At 55.9% G+C, this 17,939-nt stretch carries 16 protein-coding genes; 5 read left to right on the plus strand and 11 right to left on the minus strand.

Translation table 11 applies throughout. The features are described from left to right. Positions 1 to 6 precede the first annotated feature (6 nt). Positions 7 to 480: an RpiB/LacA/LacB family sugar-phosphate isomerase gene (locus SR894_RS14445; protein ID WP_027959983.1), complete on the minus strand. Its 474-nt coding sequence runs from the start codon at positions 478 to 480 to the stop codon at positions 7 to 9. A gap of 355 nt (positions 481 to 835) precedes the next feature. Here SR894_RS14445 and tal point away from each other — a divergent pair, with 355 nt between their 5' ends. After that, entirely contained in the window at positions 836 to 1,783 is a 948-nt protein-coding gene (tal, locus tag SR894_RS14450; RefSeq protein WP_133729988.1) for a transaldolase, read from the plus strand. Positions 1,784 to 1,822: 39 nt separating this feature from the next. Further along, complete coding sequence (tkt, locus tag SR894_RS14455) at positions 1,823 to 3,814, plus strand: transketolase (protein WP_133729987.1); 1,992 nt, start codon at positions 1,823 to 1,825, stop codon at positions 3,812 to 3,814. 79 nt (positions 3,815 to 3,893) lie between these two features. Here the strand turns inward: tkt and SR894_RS14460 are convergent, their stop codons facing one another. The 3 genes from SR894_RS14460 to ybaK form a co-directional block, all read right to left on the minus strand. After that, positions 3,894 to 4,769, minus strand: coding sequence for a PA4780 family RIO1-like protein kinase (locus tag SR894_RS14460; protein ID WP_009288324.1), 876 nt, complete (start codon positions 4,767 to 4,769; stop codon positions 3,894 to 3,896). Between the two features lie 33 nt (positions 4,770 to 4,802). Beyond that, the gene (gene dbpA, locus SR894_RS14465) at positions 4,803 to 6,200 is read right to left on the minus strand and encodes an ATP-dependent RNA helicase DbpA (protein WP_133729986.1); all 1,398 of its coding nucleotides are present in this window, start codon (positions 6,198 to 6,200) and stop codon (positions 4,803 to 4,805) included. A 134-nt stretch (positions 6,201 to 6,334) separates the two neighbouring features. Beyond that, positions 6,335 to 6,802: a Cys-tRNA(Pro) deacylase gene (gene ybaK / locus SR894_RS14470; protein WP_133729985.1), complete on the minus strand. Its 468-nt coding sequence runs from the start codon at positions 6,800 to 6,802 to the stop codon at positions 6,335 to 6,337. A gap of 473 nt (positions 6,803 to 7,275) precedes the next feature. Here ybaK and SR894_RS14475 point away from each other — a divergent pair, with 473 nt between their 5' ends. Then, entirely contained in the window at positions 7,276 to 7,461 is a 186-nt protein-coding gene (locus tag SR894_RS14475) for a DUF3008 family protein (protein WP_133729984.1), read from the plus strand. A gap of 62 nt (positions 7,462 to 7,523) precedes the next feature. Here the strand turns inward: SR894_RS14475 and SR894_RS14480 are convergent, their stop codons facing one another. Beyond that, complete coding sequence (locus tag SR894_RS14480) at positions 7,524 to 7,796, minus strand: hypothetical protein (RefSeq protein WP_133729983.1); 273 nt, start codon at positions 7,794 to 7,796, stop codon at positions 7,524 to 7,526. Between the two features lie 101 nt (positions 7,797 to 7,897). Continuing rightward, entirely contained in the window at positions 7,898 to 8,764 is an 867-nt protein-coding gene (locus SR894_RS14485) for a cation diffusion facilitator family transporter (protein ID WP_133729982.1), read from the minus strand. 115 nt (positions 8,765 to 8,879) lie between these two features. On the opposite strand from SR894_RS14485, the gene SR894_RS14490 reads away from it, so the two are divergent. Continuing rightward, positions 8,880 to 9,749, plus strand: coding sequence for a LysR family transcriptional regulator (locus SR894_RS14490; protein ID WP_133729981.1), 870 nt, complete (start codon positions 8,880 to 8,882; stop codon positions 9,747 to 9,749). A gap of 206 nt (positions 9,750 to 9,955) precedes the next feature. Continuing rightward, positions 9,956 to 11,365, plus strand: coding sequence for a PhoH family protein (locus SR894_RS14495; protein WP_088699791.1), 1,410 nt, complete (start codon positions 9,956 to 9,958; stop codon positions 11,363 to 11,365). A gap of 70 nt (positions 11,366 to 11,435) precedes the next feature. Here the strand turns inward: SR894_RS14495 and SR894_RS14500 are convergent, their stop codons facing one another. The 5 genes from SR894_RS14500 to SR894_RS14520 are packed head-to-tail and all read right to left on the minus strand — an operon-like array spanning position 11,436 to position 17,912. Then, positions 11,436 to 12,419: a YihY/virulence factor BrkB family protein gene (locus SR894_RS14500; RefSeq protein WP_133729980.1), complete on the minus strand. Its 984-nt coding sequence runs from the start codon at positions 12,417 to 12,419 to the stop codon at positions 11,436 to 11,438. 39 nt (positions 12,420 to 12,458) lie between these two features. After that, on the minus strand, positions 12,459 to 14,228 hold the full coding sequence (locus tag SR894_RS14505; protein ID WP_133729979.1) for a complex I subunit 5 family protein: 1,770 nt from the start codon (positions 14,226 to 14,228) through the stop codon (positions 12,459 to 12,461). Next, positions 14,225 to 15,730 carry a complex I subunit 5 family protein gene (locus SR894_RS14510; protein WP_133729978.1) on the minus strand — a complete coding sequence of 502 codons (1,506 nt, stop codon included), beginning with the start codon at positions 15,728 to 15,730 and terminating at the stop codon, positions 14,225 to 14,227. Before SR894_RS14510 ends, SR894_RS14505 begins: the two co-directional genes overlap by 4 nt. Then, the gene (locus SR894_RS14515; protein WP_133729977.1) at positions 15,727 to 17,217 is read right to left on the minus strand and encodes a complex I subunit 5 family protein; all 1,491 of its coding nucleotides are present in this window, start codon (positions 17,215 to 17,217) and stop codon (positions 15,727 to 15,729) included. Before SR894_RS14515 ends, SR894_RS14510 begins: the two co-directional genes overlap by 4 nt. Further along, complete coding sequence (locus SR894_RS14520; RefSeq protein ID WP_223288599.1) at positions 17,214 to 17,912, minus strand: hypothetical protein; 699 nt, start codon at positions 17,910 to 17,912, stop codon at positions 17,214 to 17,216. Before SR894_RS14520 ends, SR894_RS14515 begins: the two co-directional genes overlap by 4 nt. Between the last annotated feature and the right edge of the window lie 27 nt (positions 17,913 to 17,939).

The following is a 17,939-nucleotide window of genomic DNA, read 5'->3' on the forward strand; positions in this document are numbered from 1 at the left end:
CCACGGTTAAGGAGTATTCAATCGAGACTCATATTCGTCAATCTTTGCTATTTTTAATTCGGAATTTCCACCCGAAAAGTGGCTGCCCAAAAAGGTTGCCACTATTGACTTAGCCAACTCTGGCCCAATCACTCTGGATCCCAGCGTGACAATCTGTGCATTATTACTGGTGCGCGCCTTTGCTGCTGAGTAAGTATCGTGTGCCTGCGCAGCGCGGATACCGGGCACCTTATTGGCAGAAATAGCCACTCCGATTCCCGTGCCACATACCAGTACTGCACGATCGAAGCGCCCCTCCTTAATCGCCGTAGCCACCTCAAAGGCAACATCGGGGTACAGCACCGGCTGGGCATTAAAAGTGCCAAAATCTTCAACCTCGTAGCCTAACTCTCGGATATAACCAATGAGAATCTCTTTCAAGTCGTAAGCGGCCTCATCACCGCCAATGGCGACTCTGAGAGAAGACGTCGCACTAGACATTCATGCTCTCCTTTCTAGGAAATAGAAACGCGGACGACTAACAAAGATGAATACCACCACGCAGTTGCCAGCCGTCTACTGACGCTATTCAATCTATCACCAACCGAGCATTTGTAAACATACCGATCATAAGATCTGGTCGTATTTTTTGAGCGCACTCAGGATAAAAACCAAGAAAAAATCAATAAAATTCTGATAATAAAAGATTAATATGAAGATAAAGCATTATCTGCCAAGCACTATACTTTTGTTCAATGACCTTAAAATCGATTTCAGTGGCACGCTGATTTGACTAAATCGGTCTAAATGGACAATCATTTGAACACATCATGTTCATTTTTAAGGAGAGTAGGCAATGTCGCTTTTGGATGGATTACGCGAACACTCATTGGTCGTGGCCGACACGGGCGACTTGGATGCCATAAAGCGCTATCAACCGCAGGACGCTACCACTAACCCCTCATTGATTCTCAAGGCCTTCGAACTGCCTCGTTATCAAGAGTTGATCGACAAGGTGCTTGCTGAATCATGTCGTGATGAGAGCGACCCGAGCCGAATAGTTGACCAACTTTCGGTTGCGATTGGCGGGCAAATTGCCAATGTAGTACCTGGACGAATATCGACAGAAGTGTCCGCACACCTCTCTTTTAATACCCAAGCCAGTATTCACAAAGCCTACGAACTGATTGAGCGCTACGAAAAAATGGGTATTAACCGCAGCCGTGTGCTGATCAAGCTCGCGTCTACCTGGGAAGGGATCCGTGCGGCTCAGCAATTAGAGTGTGAAGGCATTAACTGCAACTTAACGCTCTTGTTCAGCGATGCTCAGGCGCAGGCCTGCTTTGATGCAGGGGTGTATCTGATATCGCCCTTCGTTGGCCGCGTTAGCGATTGGTACCAAAAGACAACAGGTAAGCAGTTCACACCAGAAGAAGACCCTGGCGTGCTATTTGTAAAGGGGATTTGCGAGAGAGCTGCCGCTGGTCATTATGACACTGTCGTCATGGGGGCAAGTTTTCGTACCACCGATCAAGTATTAGCATTGGCGGGCTGCCATCGCCTGACCATCTCTCCTGCATTGCTAGAACAGCTTGATAGCATGGAAGGAGAGGTGGCCTCAAAAATCCAACAGAAAACCGTCACTCGTGAAGCATTCACACCGCTATCAGAAGCAGGCTTTCGTTGGCAACACAACCAAGATGCAATGGCCAACGAGATGCTCGCTGACGGAATCCGACGCTTCGCCAACGACCAGCAAACATTAGAGTCGTTGATTACTCAGCGCCTGACTGCCCGTGCCTAACGAGATGCTACGCAATACAACAACCAAGGTATCACTGCTATGAATAGCCGTTTTGAGCTAGCCAATGCCATTCGCGCCCTGTCCATGGATGCCGTTCAGAAGGCCAAGTCCGGCCACCCGGGCGCCCCCATGGGTATGGCTGATATTGCCGAGGTGCTATGGAATGACTACCTCAAGCACAACCCCGAAGACCCCAAGTGGGCCGATCGTGACCGCTTTGTGCTCTCCAATGGCCACGGCTCCATGCTGCTTTACTCCCTGCTCCACCTCAGCGGCTACGAGCTAAGCCTGGAACAGCTGCAGAATTTCCGCCAGCTGCACTCGCCTACTGCCGGACACCCGGAATTTGGCTACGCCCCGGGTATTGAGACCACTACTGGCCCGCTGGGTCAGGGTTTTGCCAACGCCGTGGGTTTTGCCATTGCTGAAAAAACCCTGGCGGCGCAGTTTAACCGCCCCGGCCACTCCATCGTTGACCACCACACATGGTGCTTTGTAGGTGACGGCTGCTTAATGGAAGGGATCTCCCATGAAGCGGCCTCCCTGGCCGGTACCCAGCAGTTGGGTAAGCTAATCACTGTATACGACGACAACGGCATCTCTATCGATGGCGAAGTGGAAGGCTGGTTTACTGACGATACCGCCAAGCGTTTTGAAGCTTACGGCTGGCACGTAGTGCCCAATGTAGATGGTCATAAGCCTGAAGAGGTGAAAGCCGCTATTGAGCTGGCCAAGAGCCACGACGATAAGCCGAGCCTGATTATCTGCAAGACCATTATCGGCTTTGGCGCCCCCAACAAGCAGGGCAAGGAAGACGCCCACGGTGCGCCCTTAGGCGATGACGAAGTGGCCCTGGCCCGCACCCAGCTCGACTGGCCCCATGCCCCGTTCCATATTCCCGAGCCGATCTACTCCGCTTGGGATGCTCGTGAAGCTGGCAAAGCGGCTCAACAGGCGTGGGACGCGCGTTTCGCCCGCTATGCAGAAGCCTTCCCCGCGGAAGCGCGGGAATTCACCCGCCGCATGAAGCGCCAGCTGCCGACGGAACTGCCCACCGAAGCTTTGATTGAGCAGGCCCAAGAGCGTGGCGAGACCATTGCCTCACGTAAAGCCTCGTTTGAAGCGCTCAATGTGATCGGCCCGCAAATGCCGGAACTGCTGGGCGGCAGTGCCGACCTGGCGCCGTCTAACCTGACCTTCTGGAAAGGCGCCAAAGCGATCACCCCGGAAGACGCCAGCGGTAACTACCTGCACTACGGTGTGCGTGAGTTTGGCATGGGGGCGGTCATGAACGGGATCGCCCTACACGGCGGCCTGGTACCTTACGGCGCGACCTTCCTGATCTTCATGGAGTACATGCGTAACTCGATCCGCATGGCGGCGTTGATGGGCCAGCAGGTGATTTATGTGTTTACCCATGACTCTATCGGTCTGGGCGAAGATGGCCCGACCCACCAGCCCATTGAGCAGCTCACCAGCCTGCGCACGACGCCGAATCTAAACACTTGGCGCCCCTGCGATGCGGTCGAAACCGCCGCCGCCTGGGATGCGGCGATTAAGCGTCACTCCGGTCCCACCGCGCTGGTACTGTCACGCCAGAACCTGCCCCACCAGCAGCGCACGAAAGCGCAGCTGGCAGCGATTCAAAACGGTGCGTACGTTCTTAAGGACAGCGAAGGAACGCCGGAGTTGATACTGATCGCCACCGGTTCTGAAGTCGGCCTGGCCATGGACGCCGCCGCCGAACTCGAGCAGCAGGGCAAAGCGGTACGCGTAGTCTCTATGCCCTCGGCCTATCGCTTTAACGGCCAGGACGCTGAGTACCGTGAGAGCGTACTGCCCAAAGCGGTCACCAAACGTATCGCCATCGAAGCCGCTCACGCCGACTACTGGTACAAGTACGTGGGCCTGGAAGGCCGCGTGATCGGCATGACGACTTACGGCGAATCCGCGCCAGCGGGCGATCTGTTCAAACACTTCGGCTTTACCGTCGACAATGTGGTCAAGCAAGCGAATGAACTACTGGGTTAAATCTTAAAAGCAGGCACAAGTTCGAACCAGGCTCCTCACTTTGCTATCAAACGAGAGGAGCCTGCTTTATTGAGGCTTTTCAGTAAGGCTGCGGAATCTCGCCGTCGTCATCATCGTCGCGCATACGCGCCTGGCGTTCCGCCTCTTCCTCTTTAGCATCGTCGATGACTTCCATCAACTCATCGACGTTAGCGATATGGGTGTCGGCATCGAAGTGGCCGGTGAGCTTGCTATCTGGGTGTAGTTCACCGGTTTCGTACAGCGCCCACATCTCTCTGCCATATTCGGTATTCAGAAGCTCTGGCGCGAACTGCCCGAAGTAATTGCGCATGTTATCCACATCGCGATATAGCATTGCGGCCGCGCTGTTATTACCGGCGGCGTCAACGGCCTGGGGAAGATCGATAATCACCGGACCGGAGGCATCGACCAGCACGTTAAATTCCGACAAATCGCCGTGAATCAGGCCCGCGCACAGCATTTTAACCACGTCTTGAATGACCTTGGCGTAGTAGGTCTCGGCCTGCTCTGGCGTTAGCGTGACTTCGTCCAAGCGCGGCGCGACGTTGCCTTCGGCGTCGCTGATCATCTCCATCAACAGTACGCCGTCTACAAAACCATGAGGCTCAGGTACCCGCACGCCCGCCGAGGCAAGACGGTAGAGCGCGTCGACTTCTGCATTCAGCCACGCCTGCTCCTGCTCTTTCTGGCCGTAACGGGTTTTTTTGGCCATCGCTCTTGAACGACGGCTATTGCGCTCTTTACGCCCCTCTTGATACTGAACGGCCTGTTTAAAGCTCCGCTGTTTGGCCTCCTTAAATACCTTGGCACAGCGCACTTCTTCACCGCAGCGCACCACGTATACCTGCGCTTCCTTGCCACTCATTAACTGCACCAACACCTCGTCGATCATTCCATCATCGACCAGGGGTTGTAATCGCTTAGGGATTTTCATGGTTAGCTGCGTCGGCTCCTCTTTGGTACGCGTTCAATAACGGATACGGCGAACACGGAAAGCCCGCCCTTTTAATTTATCACGCTCGAGTTTGGCCTGAGCTTGTTGAATCACATCGCGCTCAACGGCCACATAGGCACTGCGGGCGAGCACTTTAATTTTACCCACTTGATCGCCGCGCAAGCCGCCTTCACTGGTAAGCGCGCCGAGAATATCACCGGGGCGCAGTTTATCTTTCTTGCCACCGGCCAGTTGCAGTGTCGCCATGGGCGGCTCGAACGGTACCGAGTGCTGGGGTTTGGGCAAGGGTTCGGTTGTAATCGCCTGCTCCAGCAACCCTTCCAACCGCTCCAACCGATAACTCTCTTTAGGGGTCACCAGCGTGCAGGCAATACCACTGGCCCCGGCTCGTCCGGTGCGACCTACCCGGTGTATATGAACATCGAGCTCACGGGCAATTTGGTAGTTAAACACCGCGTCCAGCTGGGCAATATCAAGGCCGCGGGCGGCAACGTCCGTGGCCACCAGAATAGACGCGCTCTGGTTAGAGAACAGAATCAAAATACGATCACGATCCTTCTGCTCTAAATCGCCATTGAGCGCCACGGCGCTAAAACCAGCATCGGTCAGTTGATCAGCCACTGCCTGGGTTTCGCGTTTAGTGTTGCAGAATACCACGCTGGTCGCGGGCCGATAGACCAGTAACAGCTGGCGCAGGGCGTCAAATCGCGCCTCTTCATTGGCGACGCTATAGAAGTGCTGTTGAATCGTGGTGGCGTCGTGCACTTCGGCGATTTTCACCATCACCGGTTCGCGCATGACACCGCGGGTCATCTCGGTTAGGCCGCCCGATGTCTGCTCGTCGGGAAAGGTCGCGCTGAACAGCAGCGTTTGACGGTCAGTTGGGGTCTCGGCAATGATGTCATCAATAGTTGCCTGGAAGCCCATATCCAGCATGCGATCCGCTTCATCCAACACCAGCATCGAGAGGGATTCCAAAGTGAGCGAGCCTTTGCGCAAGTGCTCGTCAATACGCCCAGGTGTCCCCACAACAATGTGCGCGCCGTGCTCTAAAGAGCCGAGCTGCGGCCCAAAGGGCGCACCGCCGCAGAGGGTCAGTATTTTTACATTGGCCATACCACGGGCCAAACGGCGCAGCTCTTCAGCCACCTGGTCAGCGAGTTCCCGGGTAGGACACAGCACCAGGCCTTGCACCGCAAAGCTCTCGACTCTCAATTTAGCCAGCAGTGCCAAACCAAACGCAGCCGTTTTGCCTGAACCGGTTTTCGCCTGCGCCAGCACATCGCGCCCGGCCAGCATCGGTGGCAGGCTCTCTGCCTGCACCGGCGACATTTCGTGGTAGCCAAGGGACGCAAGGTTGCTCAGCAGAGCTTTTGGCAACGCTAACGAGGAGAAAGAGGAGTCAGACACGATATTACCTTGCTTGGGCCACAGTAGATGGCCATCGGAAAACAGCGCACGCAGCCTAAAAGACAAACGACACGCGCAAATATTACCGCACCATACCAGAAAGTGCCCCTTACTGCGCCGCCATCACATCGCCATCAGGTGGCCAGGGGCACAAAGGTAGCCTGACTCAGCGAGGCTAAATCCCCCGGGGCCAGCTCGATTTCAAGTCCACGACGCCCGGCGCTTACATAGATACTGGCAAAGCTTTCGGCAGAGTGATCAATAAAGGTGGCCAAGCGCTTTTTCTGCCCCAGCGGGCTAACGCCCCCCAGCACATAACCGGTAGTGCGCTCGACCTCCGACGGTTCCGCCATGGTCGCTTTCTTTGCGCCGGCGGCTTTGGCGATCTGCTTTAACCCCAGCTGGCCATTCACCGGCACAATGCCGACCGCCAGCTGTTTGCCATCCAGCTTTACCACTAAGGTTTTAAAAACCTGCTCCACCGCGACGCCCAGTTTTTCCGCCGCCTCCAATCCATAGGAGTGCGCGGTGGCGTCGTGATCGTACTCATGGATTTGAAAGGCAATGCCTGCGTGTTTTGCACTATTGATAGCCGGTGTCATGGCGTTCTCTTCATTAATAGCGTTGATACGATGACTTTATTGAATGGCACACTTCGCCCGATAGGTTAATAGCGCGACAGGCAAATGGAAGTCAACCGGTGGCTGGGCATGAATGTTAGCACGCTATAAATGGAAAGCTGAGCGCCAGCTACTATGCTTAAAAGTGGTTATCCGTCATCTAATGTGAATTTAATATTGACCGGCACATTTTGTGCCTCACGGTTCAGGCAGAAACCACTAAGCCAACTGTCTGTTGTGGGAGGCCGCTTCCAGCGGTGGTCCGACACTTCGGCGAAGCATGCCGAAGGTACCTCGGTGTTGTCAGGCTGGCAGCCTTAACGGTCGCGAGCTAAAGCTACCTCCCACAGGTCAGACTGTCAGAAATAATTCCATGCCGAATGACGAAGAGCCTTAAAAATGAAATGCTCAATAGTGCAGTAGGTAAACGGAAGCTAAACGAAAGGAGTCAAGAGATGCCAGCAAAGTCTAAAGCGCAACAGAAAGCGGCGGGCGCGGCACTATCCGCTAAGCGCGGAGAAACCAAGCCCAGTGAACTTTATGGTTCGTCTAAAGAGATGTATGACTCCATGAGCGAGGAGGAGCTAGAAGATTTCGCGAGTACACAGCGCAAAGGCAAACCGGAAAAGAAACAGGATTAACTATCCTTTTTGATATAAGACCGCCAGCTTAGCGAAGCTGGCGGTTTTGGTTTTACTAACGACTACTGCTTGCAAGGCACCACTTTACGCAGGGTGTCTTTTGCCCATAGAGTTTGGCCATCAGGCGAACGGCCATGCTCATTCCAGCGTTCAACGGTTTCCAGACAGAACGAACCGGCGCTTTCAACGCTCGCATCGCGGTTGGCTGGGCGCTCGCCGCCAATCCGCATAACGTCAGGATTTTCGGTAGTATAACTTGGCGCAATGGTAGAACTTGCACAGCCAGCGACCAGTGCGGTCAGTAGCAGTACGGGTAAACAGCGGCGCAATGGCATGTTTTTACAACCCTCAACGTAGCACTATTAGGCCGACACCTATTGTCGGTAGCGCTAAATAGCACTGCCTTTAACAGAACGTCAATCTTTTTTCACACGCCTTAGCCAGTCACTAAAGTAAGACTGGTAACCGGACGCAGGTTTAGCCGCTTACAGCGCTTCTCTACGCTATCCACTATCTCTTGGGCGTCATTGAACTGCTCCTTGTCCAACTGGATATCTACCATTAGGAAGCTGCCTACCTGTGCTAGACGCACATCGTCGGCGGTGACATCAAAGTCGGCGACATCCTCCACCACATCCTGACGCACGCTGCTGCATGAACCGCCAAACATCAGCTCACGCAGCGCTCCCTTCACCATACGAATAGGCATCGGTAAGAAGTAACCCGCAATAATCAGCACCATCACCGGGTCGGCAAAGCGCGCGTAGCTGGCCCAGGGCGATTGGGTTAGCAGCCAGGTAAGCCCAAAGCCCAACATCACAGCCGCACTCAGCCAGGTATCCATCTGCCACTGACGTAGCTCGGCGGCCAACAGCGAGGAGCGCGCCACCCGGGCATATCGCGCTAGCCACCACCAGGTTAATAAACAGCCCGTTACGTTGACCACGCCAAACATCAGCGCCAAATCCAGCGTGACCAGCCGCCCGCCATTGAGCAGACTCCACAGAGCGGAAACCAGCGAGACGATACATACCATCGCGATCACTACACCTTTGAGCAGCACAGCGAGCGGCTCTACCGTCAGCCGCCCAAAGGGGTAGTGATCATCTGCCGGTTTACGCGCCTGCTGAAGCGCAAACAGAGATAACGATGCCAACACAAGGCTCAGCAGCGAGTAGCCGCTGTCAAAAAGAATCGTTATCGAACCACTGGTCAGCCCTAATGCTAGCCCGGTAAACGCAAACAGGCTGGCTGAAATGGCTGAAAATCTTAGCGCACGGCGCTCGGCAACAAAGGGGGTCACGCGGATAACTCCATCACATTAGTCGGATTGTGCGCCATAATAGTGAAGAGTTATGACAATCACGAATCGCTCAGCGCCAAGTTAACTGGCGCTCAAAGCGCTAAACGAGGCGATTATGCGTGCAGAACAAGTACAGGCCTTTATTGATGTCACCGAGCATGGCTCCTTTGCCGCTGCAGCACGACATACCGGCCTTAAACGGAGCACGCTGAGTGCCGCCGTCAATGCGCTGGAGGATAGCCTGGGCGTGGAGCTATTTGAGCGTTCGGGCAATAGCCTAACGCTTACCGCCGTAGGCGATAGCGTGCTTCCTGACTGCTACCGTTTGCTGACCAGCGCCAGCCGAATCAAAAAACACTGCCACCAGCACTTGCAGGGCGTTGAAAGCCAGCTCGGCATTGCCCGGGATGACGCCCTGCCCGAGGTATTTTGGCGCCAGGTGATGCATGATTTAAAACAGCAATTTCCGCTAACCGCGATTTCGGTGTACCTGGTGCCGCCCCAGGAACACACCCAGTTTGTGCAGCGCCAAACGGTGGATATCGCCTTTGGCCTGTATACCGCTGAAGGCATTGATACCAACGCAGCCAACCTTGCCCCCGTCAGCATGCGTTTAGTGGCCGCACCCCATCATCCGCTAAGCCGTCTCCCCAGCGTTAACCGTGACGACTTGGCCCAGTACACTCAAGTGTGTTTAACCCACGTGCAGGATGACAAGCTGATCAGCGAAGCGCTGTTTTCAGGTAATTATCTGGGTTTAACGATGTTTGAAGTGATCCGCGACGCCGTCATCAACGCGACCGGCTGGGCGCTGCTGCCTTACCCGCTGGTGAAAGGCGCCCTAGAGGCTGGCACGCTCTGCACGCTAAATCACGATTTAGCGCTAGACAGCCACTACTACCGCTATGTGGAAAGTGATAACCGTGGCGTGGTGGCTACCGCCTTATTAAACAAAGTGGCGCACTTCCTGGCTTCCCAGAACTGATGCCCAGGGCTATTGCAAAGAGCGGGCTGACATATCGTTGAAATCTTTTTTATGGAAAAAAACACCAAAGCCTTCCACGCTATTACAAAGAGCTAAATAAGGAGCCGCCAGGACACGCCACGTGAGGAACACTGGTAAGTGTCATCTGGGCGTAATACGCACCTGCCAGTGTCGATGTTGCCGTCAACCAAGGAGTGATTCCAACGATGGTACGACTCGATAAGAAAGCCACTCGGCTGTATGTGTTGGACACCAATGTCCTCATTCATGACCCCACCGCGCTCTACCACTTCGATGAGCACGACGTCGTTATCCCCATGACCGTCCTGGAGGAACTTGATAAGCACAAAAATGGTGTACGTGAAATTGCCCGCACGGCTCGCCAAATCAGCCGTACGCTCTCTGACCTTACCAGCCAAGTCACTTTTGATGAGATCCAACGCGGTATTCCGATTCCCCGTCTCAGCGGCGACACAGGACGCCTGCACTTTTTATGCTACAACGATTTAAAGCTCTTTGACGCCCTCGACGATAGCCCCGATAACCGCATACTGGCGGAGACCTGCCGCCTTCGCGAAGAACGCCCCGACGCCTCGGTCATTCTGATCACCAAAGACATCAACCTCCGCGTTAAAGCCGCCGCGCTGAAAGTGCCCGTTGAAGATTACCTCAACGATCGCGCCTTCTCCGACAGCGACGCCATGATTGAGGGTGCCCAGGTCTACGCCTCTGCAGGCCAGAATGGCGCCTCACTGTGGGAAGCGTTGAATGTCGACGTCACCGTTGAGCGCCTGGATCACCACACTTTCTATCAGCTCACCGGCACCATGCCCCGAAACTGGCACGTGGGCATGCTGGTCTCGGATAGCGAAAACGGGGCAGAATTCGAAGCAATCGTTCGTGAACTGGGGCCCTCTTCGGCGCGCCTTCAGTTGCTGACGAACTATCGCCACCACGCGGGCGTTTGGGGAGTTCACGCCCACGACAGTCGGCAAAACTTCACCCTCAACCTACTCATGGATCCCGATATTGATCTGGTAACCATCGCCGGTAATGCCGGTACCGGTAAGACCTTTATGACCCTGGCTGCCGCCTTTCAGCAAACCCTGGATGCCAAGCTGTTTGAACGTATTGTGTTTACCCGCGCGCCGATCCCCATGGGGGAAGACATTGGCTTTCTACCCGGCACCGAGGAGGAGAAAATGTCACCGTGGATGGGCGCCTTCCACGACAATATGGATAACCTGCTGCGCAACGAGGAGGGAGAAACCAGTTGGGATAACGGCGCCACGCGGCAGTTGATTGGCTCGCGGGTGCAAATCCGCTCGCCGAGCTTTATGCGCGGCCGCACCCTAAACGACACCTTTTTAATCATTGATGAGGCGCAAAACTTCACCCCCAAACAGCTTAAGTCGCTAGTCACACGGGCGGGGCGCAATACCAAAATTGTCTGTCTGGGTAACGTCGGGCAGATTGATACGCCCTACCTCACTGCCAACACCTGCGGTATGGCCGCAGTCGTTGAGCGCTTCCGTGATTGGCCCCACGCCGGGCATATCACCCTGAAAAGCGTTGAACGCTCTCGCTTGGCCCTGGCGGCGGAAGAGCTGCTTTAAGCCTGCTGTCTTAAACCTGCTGTTTTAAACCAATCACCTCCCACTGCTGGTGGGAGGTGATTCTCCGCACTCAATTCTCGTTACTGTCCTCAATATCCTTCCACGGCCGGGGGGCACCAATGGTGTCCGCGGCAAAGGCCTCGCGCTCCCCTAACGGACGCGCCTCGCCAATGGTGGTGTCGGTGAAGGTTTGGCGCTCCATCTCACAGTTGACCTCCGCACCAAACAGCACCACAAACGCGGAAAGCCAGAACCAGATCATAAGCGCCACCACCGCCCCCAACGAACCGTACAGCTCACTAAACATAGAGAAGTAGCGTACATAGAGCGAAAGTCCGCCGGAGCCCAACAACCACATCACCGTCGCCAGCAGCGTCCCATAGCTTAACCAACTCCACTGAGCTGAGCGCCGATAAGGCGCGTAGCGGTAGAGCAGCGCAATTAGCATGCTCATTACCAACAGCAAAGCAGGCCAGCGTAGCCACTGCAGAATCTGATTCAGCGGCGGATCAATCGCCAGGGAGTTGACAACTACCGGCACGATGGCGATAAAACCCAGCGAGATCAACGTCATAATAATCAAGCCAAAGGTCAGCGCGATCAGTACCGTACTGCGGTGTAGCAGGCTGCGCTTTTCGGTTTCGCCATACACCACGTTAAGACCAATGACCAACACCGCCACCCCTTTGGAAGCAATAAACATCGCAATCAGCAACCCGGCTAATGCGCCCAGAAAGCTTCCTGATTTAGCACTTTCCACCACCTTCTGCGCCTGCTGATCAATCAGCTTGGCGGCATCCGGCGGCATAAAGCGGCTGATTTCATTCAGTTGCTGGCCTGCTTCATAAGGGTCAAAAAGTAACCCCCAGAGGGAAATGACCGCGGCGATGGTAGGAAACAGCGCCAGCAAGGCGTAGAACGCCACCCCGGCGGCCAGCATGGTCAGGCGGTTACGACGAGCGGCACGCACTACCCGCCAGGTAATATCATGCCAACCCCGCTGGGGAATATCACCGGGTACCTGCGCGCGGCGACCGCGCGGGAGCTTACCCATAGCAGGCTCCTGACAAGTACACTCCACACAGTCGTCTCATTACAGACCTTCCCACATAATTAGCGCCGCAAGTACTAAGGCAAGCAACATCATCAGCCCACTGACATGGTGACGCAACCAGGACTCCGTCGACAACAGGCGAGTTAAATGGCCCATTAATATCTCTTCAGTTTTTTGTGCGCTTGCCACGCTCACCGCTTTAAGCTTGGCGCAGTAGTGCCCAAGCCGTCGTATCGGCACCAATGCAGCGTCGACCATCCCCGCATAGAGCCACCATAGATCTCCCGCGGGGAGGGATTTACCCTTAAGCGGGCGCGTTAATAGCCAGCCCACCCCGGCGAAAAGTACCCCCACCGGGAATGGCCACATAATCCCCAACCACTCTTTAAGCGGCGGCATCTCAATACTGCCCGCAGGGAGGGGAAGCCAAAGTGGCGTTAACAGCGCTGCCGCCATGGCAACTAACCAGGCGCCCCACTGCTCTCGGTTACTGCCTCCTTTATGGCGCTGCTGCCACTGACGCCATAAAGCAACGCTTACCAGAGCCGCGGTGCCAACAGCCGCCCAGCTGAGCAGTTTGATTAACGATTCATGATGCATTTCGTAGAGTGGACTCTTCACTCCCCACTTGCTGATCATGCCCGCGCCAATGGCACCCGACAGCGAGATACCCGGCAGTGCCAGCAAAGCCCACACTAATGGTAACGGCCACCGGGGTAGATGCTCGCTGATACTGGTGCCCAAAAACAGTGAACCTTTGGCCAGCGCGTGATGGGCGGCAAACAGCACCAAGCCTGGCCACAGCAACGGCCACACGTCTGGCGCGACTAATCCCATGGCCACCAAAGCAGTCATCATGCCCATCTGGCTGATACTGGAGTAGGCTAAAACGGCTTTAGGGTGGCGCTGAAAAACGCCATACAGCGCGGCGCCAAACGCTGCCGCCAGCCCTGCAATTAACATAATGCGGCCAAACTGAGCTAATGAGGCTGAAACCTGCTCACTCCCTAGCGGCAGCACACTGATCCAGCCCAGCAGCCCCGCCTTAATCATCGCTCCGCTCAGCACCGCGCTGGCTGGGGCCGGGGCCACCGGGTGGGCTAACGGTAGCCATACGTGCAAGCCAATGACACCGGCTTTCACGCCAAAGCCCAAGCACAGCAAGGCGGCCATCCATGCGCCTTGTTCTGCAACTAAAATGCCTTCACGCAGGCCTTGCAGCGTAAGCGTATCCGCCTCGCCGGCTGCCCATAGAAAGCCACCTATAATGAGTCCTTCGCCCACCACGGCTAACATCAAATAGGCCTTGGCCCCCAGCCGCGCCTCCTCGGTACCGCTATGCACCACCAGGGCGTAGGCGGCGAAGGTCATCAGCGCAAAGCCTAGATAAAAACTGGCAATATCCTGGGCAATAATCAGTAATACGTTGCCAAGCAGTGTCAGCGGCCAAAGCAGCGCTAAGCGCAACAGGCGTCGCTGAGCATCCTGATCACCCTTCTGGGCCTTCGCCTGTTCCGCCGCAAAATAGCCCCTTGCGTGAATGGCTGCCAACCCCCAGAGCAATGCGGTAAACGCAAGCCAGGGGCGGCTTAGTGAGTTAAGCGCCCATTCGCCACCCAGCATCCAGGCATCCATCGTCCACTGCGCTTCACCGCCGTAGGCTAGCAGCAGGGCTGGCCAAGCGGCGCTTAGCCAAAGTGCTGAAAAATAGCCCTGCTGCGCAGCGGGAGCGAGGTAGGCGCTCCATAGCGTCCAACCGATGACGACCAGCGGCCAAAGTAGCGCCAGGGCAAGTAGCATGGTCATCATGGGAGATACTCCCCATTGGCTACTCGAGCCGCCCAATCCAAGGGGCTAAAGGGGAGCCCGGCAAACAGCCCGGCCCCCAAACTCACCAAGGCGGTAAACACCATCGGTAACAGCAGCCAGCTATGGGTTTCAAAACGACCTAGACGCTGCTCTTTGGGCCAATTGCCTTTGCCATGGGCAGGCCCTGAACGGAACCATAAGCGGTGCACAATGGGTAAAAAGTACATAGCGTTGAGGGTACTGCTCGCCACTAGCACGGCGACGACCCAATACATCTCGGCTTGAATCGCGCCAACGCCGAGGTACCACTTGGTAATAAACCCCGCCACGGGCGGAAGGCCAATCATGCCAAAGGCGCCGATAGTAAACGCGATGCTGGTCAACGGCATACGTTTACCGGCGCCGTCCATTTCATCAATACGATGAATCCCCAGCTCTTCGGCATAGTTGCCCGCACAGAAGAATAGCGTAACCTTCATTAGGCCCTGGTGCAGCAAGTGCGCTAAAGCACCGACGGTGCCGAAAGGGCCAAACAGGCCTATACCGAGAATGACATAGGAGACCTGGCTGACGGTGGAGAACGCTAGGCGGGGCTTAAGCTCTTCTTGGGCAATGGCCCTTAATGAACCATAAATAATCGTAAATGAGGCTGCCACCGCCAGCGCGGTAATAATACCGAGCTCCACGCTCAGCTCAATGCCAAACAGGTCATAAACGACCCGCAGAATCCCGAAAGCCCCCGCCTTCACCACCGCTACCGCGTGTAGCAGCGCACTCACCGGCGCGGGGGCGACCATCGCCCTGGGTAGCCACCCATGCAGAGGTACCATGGCCGTTTTTACCGCCAATCCACCCACTAGCAGGGCAAATATTAGCGTTAGCAAACCGCGATGATCGTTTAAATAGTCGCCCAACCCCTCTTCTGAGGAGAATGACTGATCCCCGGTTAGGCTATATAGCAACACGGTGCCCAGCAGCAGTACCACACCGGCGCTTAAGGTGTAGCGCAAATAGACGCGTCCCGCATCGAGTGCTTGCCGGGTACCGTTGTGAACCACCAAGGGGTAGGTGGAGAGCGTCAACATTTCGTAGAAAATCAAGAAGGTAAACAGATTATCAGCCAGCGCAATGCCGATCGTGCTCGCAACGCAGAGGCTAAAAAAGCCAAAAAAGCGCTTCCGATTAGCTGAACCTTCCAAGTAGCCAATGGCGTAGATGGTGGTGCATAACCACAGCAGTGACGATAGTCCGGCGAACATCACCCCCAGCGCATCGCTGCGCAGCACAAAATCGACGCCACCGATCACTTGAAAGCTAAAAATATCCTCATGTCCCGCGGCGACCCGCCTGACCATAAGAATAACCAGAATAATCTTAACCACCGCCGCCGTAAGGTTGATCGTCGTGCGCAGTCGGCGGGCATCTTCCGGCAACGCAAAGATAATCACCACTACCAATAGCGAAGTGGCCAGAGCAGTCAGCGGTAACCAGGCGGCATTCATGGGCTACCTCCATGCATCAATTCCAGCGGGAAATGCGCCAATAGCCCTAGAGCGAACGCAATTAGAGCAAGCGTTAGGGCGATCAGATCCATGCCCGGCGCCAAGGGTTGATAGCAATGGCGGGGGGCCGTCTCATCAAAACAGTAGCGAAACAGGCGGAAAATATAGGCGGCAGTGAGTAGCGTACCGATCAATAGCGCGGCCACCGCCCACCACTGCTGGGATAGCACCATCGCTTGTAGCAGCAGCCACTTGGCAGTAAACCCAGAGCTGGGCGGCAGCCCCATCAAAGTAATGGAGGCAATACCAAACACTAATAGTGAAAGCGGCAAACGGCGGCTGGTACCGGCCAGGCCTTTGAGCGTACTCTCCCCGGTGGCCAGTATCAGGTTGCCTGCGGCCATAAACATGGCGGCTTTAGCAAAGGCGTGGCCCATTAACTGTAGCCAGAACCCTTCCCAAGCCAAAGCGCGGGTTAGCGGGGCAATATCCGGCCCCAGTAGTAGCGGAAAAGCCACCATCAGGTAACCCAGCTGACCTACGGTAGAAGAAGCGACCAGGGTTTTAAGTGAATCGGTACGCCACGCAAGTAACCCGCCCCATACAATCGCCAGCAGGCCTAACCAGGCGATAACACGCGGGGCGTAGAACGTATCGGGGAGCAGAATGCTCCACAGCTGCAGCAATATAAACAGCGACGCTTTGATCACCAGCGCCGCATGCAGCGCGCTCACCGGTGTCCAGGCATTCTCGTGGACAGGAGTCAGCCAGGCATGCAGTGGAAACAGTGCGGCTTTCAAGGCAAGCCCGGCGCCTACCAATGCGGCGGCAAACCACGCCACCGGCCCGTGCTCGACGACCTCAGCCAAGCCCTGCAAATCCAACCGCCCCCAGTGACCCAAAATCAGCGCGACCCCGAGTAAATAGGTTAACGAGCCCATCAGGGCCAAGAGCAAATAGCGCATTCCTGCCACCAGCGCGGCTACCTTGCCCGATAGCATCAGCATCCCGACCGCCGCAAGGCCCATCAGCTCCAGCCCGGCATAGAGGGTCAACAGGTCAGTGGCCAACCAAATTAACGAAAGCGCACTCAGCACTACGCCCATCAGCGGCCACAGCCAGCGTGCCAACGGCCCGGTTTCGCTTAAGCGCAGATACCCTGGCGTATAGAGCGCTGCCGCAACGCCAATCACCTGAGTCATTAATAGCAACAGCACGCTCAGCCCGTTTAAGCGCAGCGACAGCTGAACGCCTGCTATGTCCCAATGCCAGCGCAGTAGTCCCGCTTGATCGTAAGCAGATAGCAGCATTAGCCCAGAAGCCAACACCGGCACACTCGCCAGCACCACGGGCCACGCCCGCTTAGGGGGGAATAGTGCCGCCAGCATGCCCAGCAGCAGGGGTAAGCCAAGCGCCACTAATAGCGCCCAGTGGGTAGGGAGAAGGGGTTCAAAGGTGCTATCGAAAAGGCCAAAGCGCCAAATCATGTGGCGCCCTCTTCAGTTCGACCGTCACGCCCCAAAGCCTCGACCCCTTCGAGATGCAAAAGCTGCCGAATCAACAGCGCGCCCAGCATTGACCCCAACCAGGCGACTAGCAGCCCTACACTAATTAGTGCCTGAGCAGTCGCCGAGGTGCCTGCCACGCCAGCCAGTAGTATAAATACCGCCGAGCCGAGCAGATTAAACGCCAGCAGCCGACGCAGCAGATGACGGTGTAGCGCAAACGCCCCTAAGGCGGTAGCGGCAATCACTACTCCAGCAACAAGCAGCGGATGCTCTGAAGGTGCATACGCCATATCGGCGACGACATAGCGAATCGCGGCGCCGACCATGACAAACCAAGCCAGTGCCAACAACACCCGCATCGCCACCCGCGACCAAGGCTCGCTGAATTTATCGCGCTCTAAAGGTGAGGAAGCGCCGGGTAAGACATGGCCCAGGGCATAAAAAAAGCAGGGCCCGGTTAACCATACCCCTAGCACCAGCTCGACAGCCGCCAGCCAGGGGGCACCGAGCTGCCACCAGGCCGCAGTCATTGCGGCCGTAAAAGCCACAAAAAAGTAGCAAGCGCGCACCAAGTGGCGGTCAAACAGGCACACTAGCGCTGATGCCGTGAGGAACAGCGCCAGCAGCACTTCTATTGCGTCAAAAGATTCTATTGCATCAAAGGTGGCTGTCATTCGTTTTCGCTACATCCTTGCATCGGT

Source organism: Vreelandella neptunia (assembly GCF_034479615.1).
Classification (GTDB): domain Bacteria; phylum Pseudomonadota; class Gammaproteobacteria; order Pseudomonadales; family Halomonadaceae; genus Vreelandella; species Vreelandella neptunia.

Bases quoted from the DNA above. Each gene is read 5' to 3' on its own strand.
- SR894_RS14510 (WP_133729978.1), bottom strand. From the start codon at position 15,730: ATGAATGCCGCCTGGTTACCGCTGACTGCTCTGGCCACTTCGCTATTG.
- tal (WP_133729988.1), top strand. From the start codon at position 836: ATGTCGCTTTTGGATGGATTACGCGAACACTCATTGGTCGTGGCCGAC.
- ybaK (WP_133729985.1), bottom strand. From the start codon at position 6,802: ATGACACCGGCTATCAATAGTGCAAAACACGCAGGCATTGCCTTTCAA.
- SR894_RS14490 (WP_133729981.1), top strand. From the start codon at position 8,880: ATGCGTGCAGAACAAGTACAGGCCTTTATTGATGTCACCGAGCATGGC.
- SR894_RS14495 (WP_088699791.1), top strand. From the start codon at position 9,956: ATGGTACGACTCGATAAGAAAGCCACTCGGCTGTATGTGTTGGACACC.
- SR894_RS14520 (WP_223288599.1), bottom strand. From the start codon at position 17,912: ATGACAGCCACCTTTGATGCAATAGAATCTTTTGACGCAATAGAAGTG.
- SR894_RS14500 (WP_133729980.1), bottom strand. From the start codon at position 12,419: ATGGGTAAGCTCCCGCGCGGTCGCCGCGCGCAGGTACCCGGTGATATT.
- tkt (WP_133729987.1), top strand. From the start codon at position 1,823: ATGAATAGCCGTTTTGAGCTAGCCAATGCCATTCGCGCCCTGTCCATG.
- SR894_RS14515 (WP_133729977.1), bottom strand. From the start codon at position 17,217: ATGATTTGGCGCTTTGGCCTTTTCGATAGCACCTTTGAACCCCTTCTC.
- SR894_RS14475 (WP_133729984.1), top strand. From the start codon at position 7,276: ATGCCAGCAAAGTCTAAAGCGCAACAGAAAGCGGCGGGCGCGGCACTA.
- SR894_RS14445 (WP_027959983.1), bottom strand. From the start codon at position 480: ATGTCTAGTGCGACGTCTTCTCTCAGAGTCGCCATTGGCGGTGATGAG.
- SR894_RS14505 (WP_133729979.1), bottom strand. From the start codon at position 14,228: ATGATGACCATGCTACTTGCCCTGGCGCTACTTTGGCCGCTGGTCGTC.
- SR894_RS14480 (WP_133729983.1), bottom strand. From the start codon at position 7,796: ATGCCATTGCGCCGCTGTTTACCCGTACTGCTACTGACCGCACTGGTC.
- SR894_RS14460 (WP_009288324.1), bottom strand. From the start codon at position 4,769: ATGAAAATCCCTAAGCGATTACAACCCCTGGTCGATGATGGAATGATC.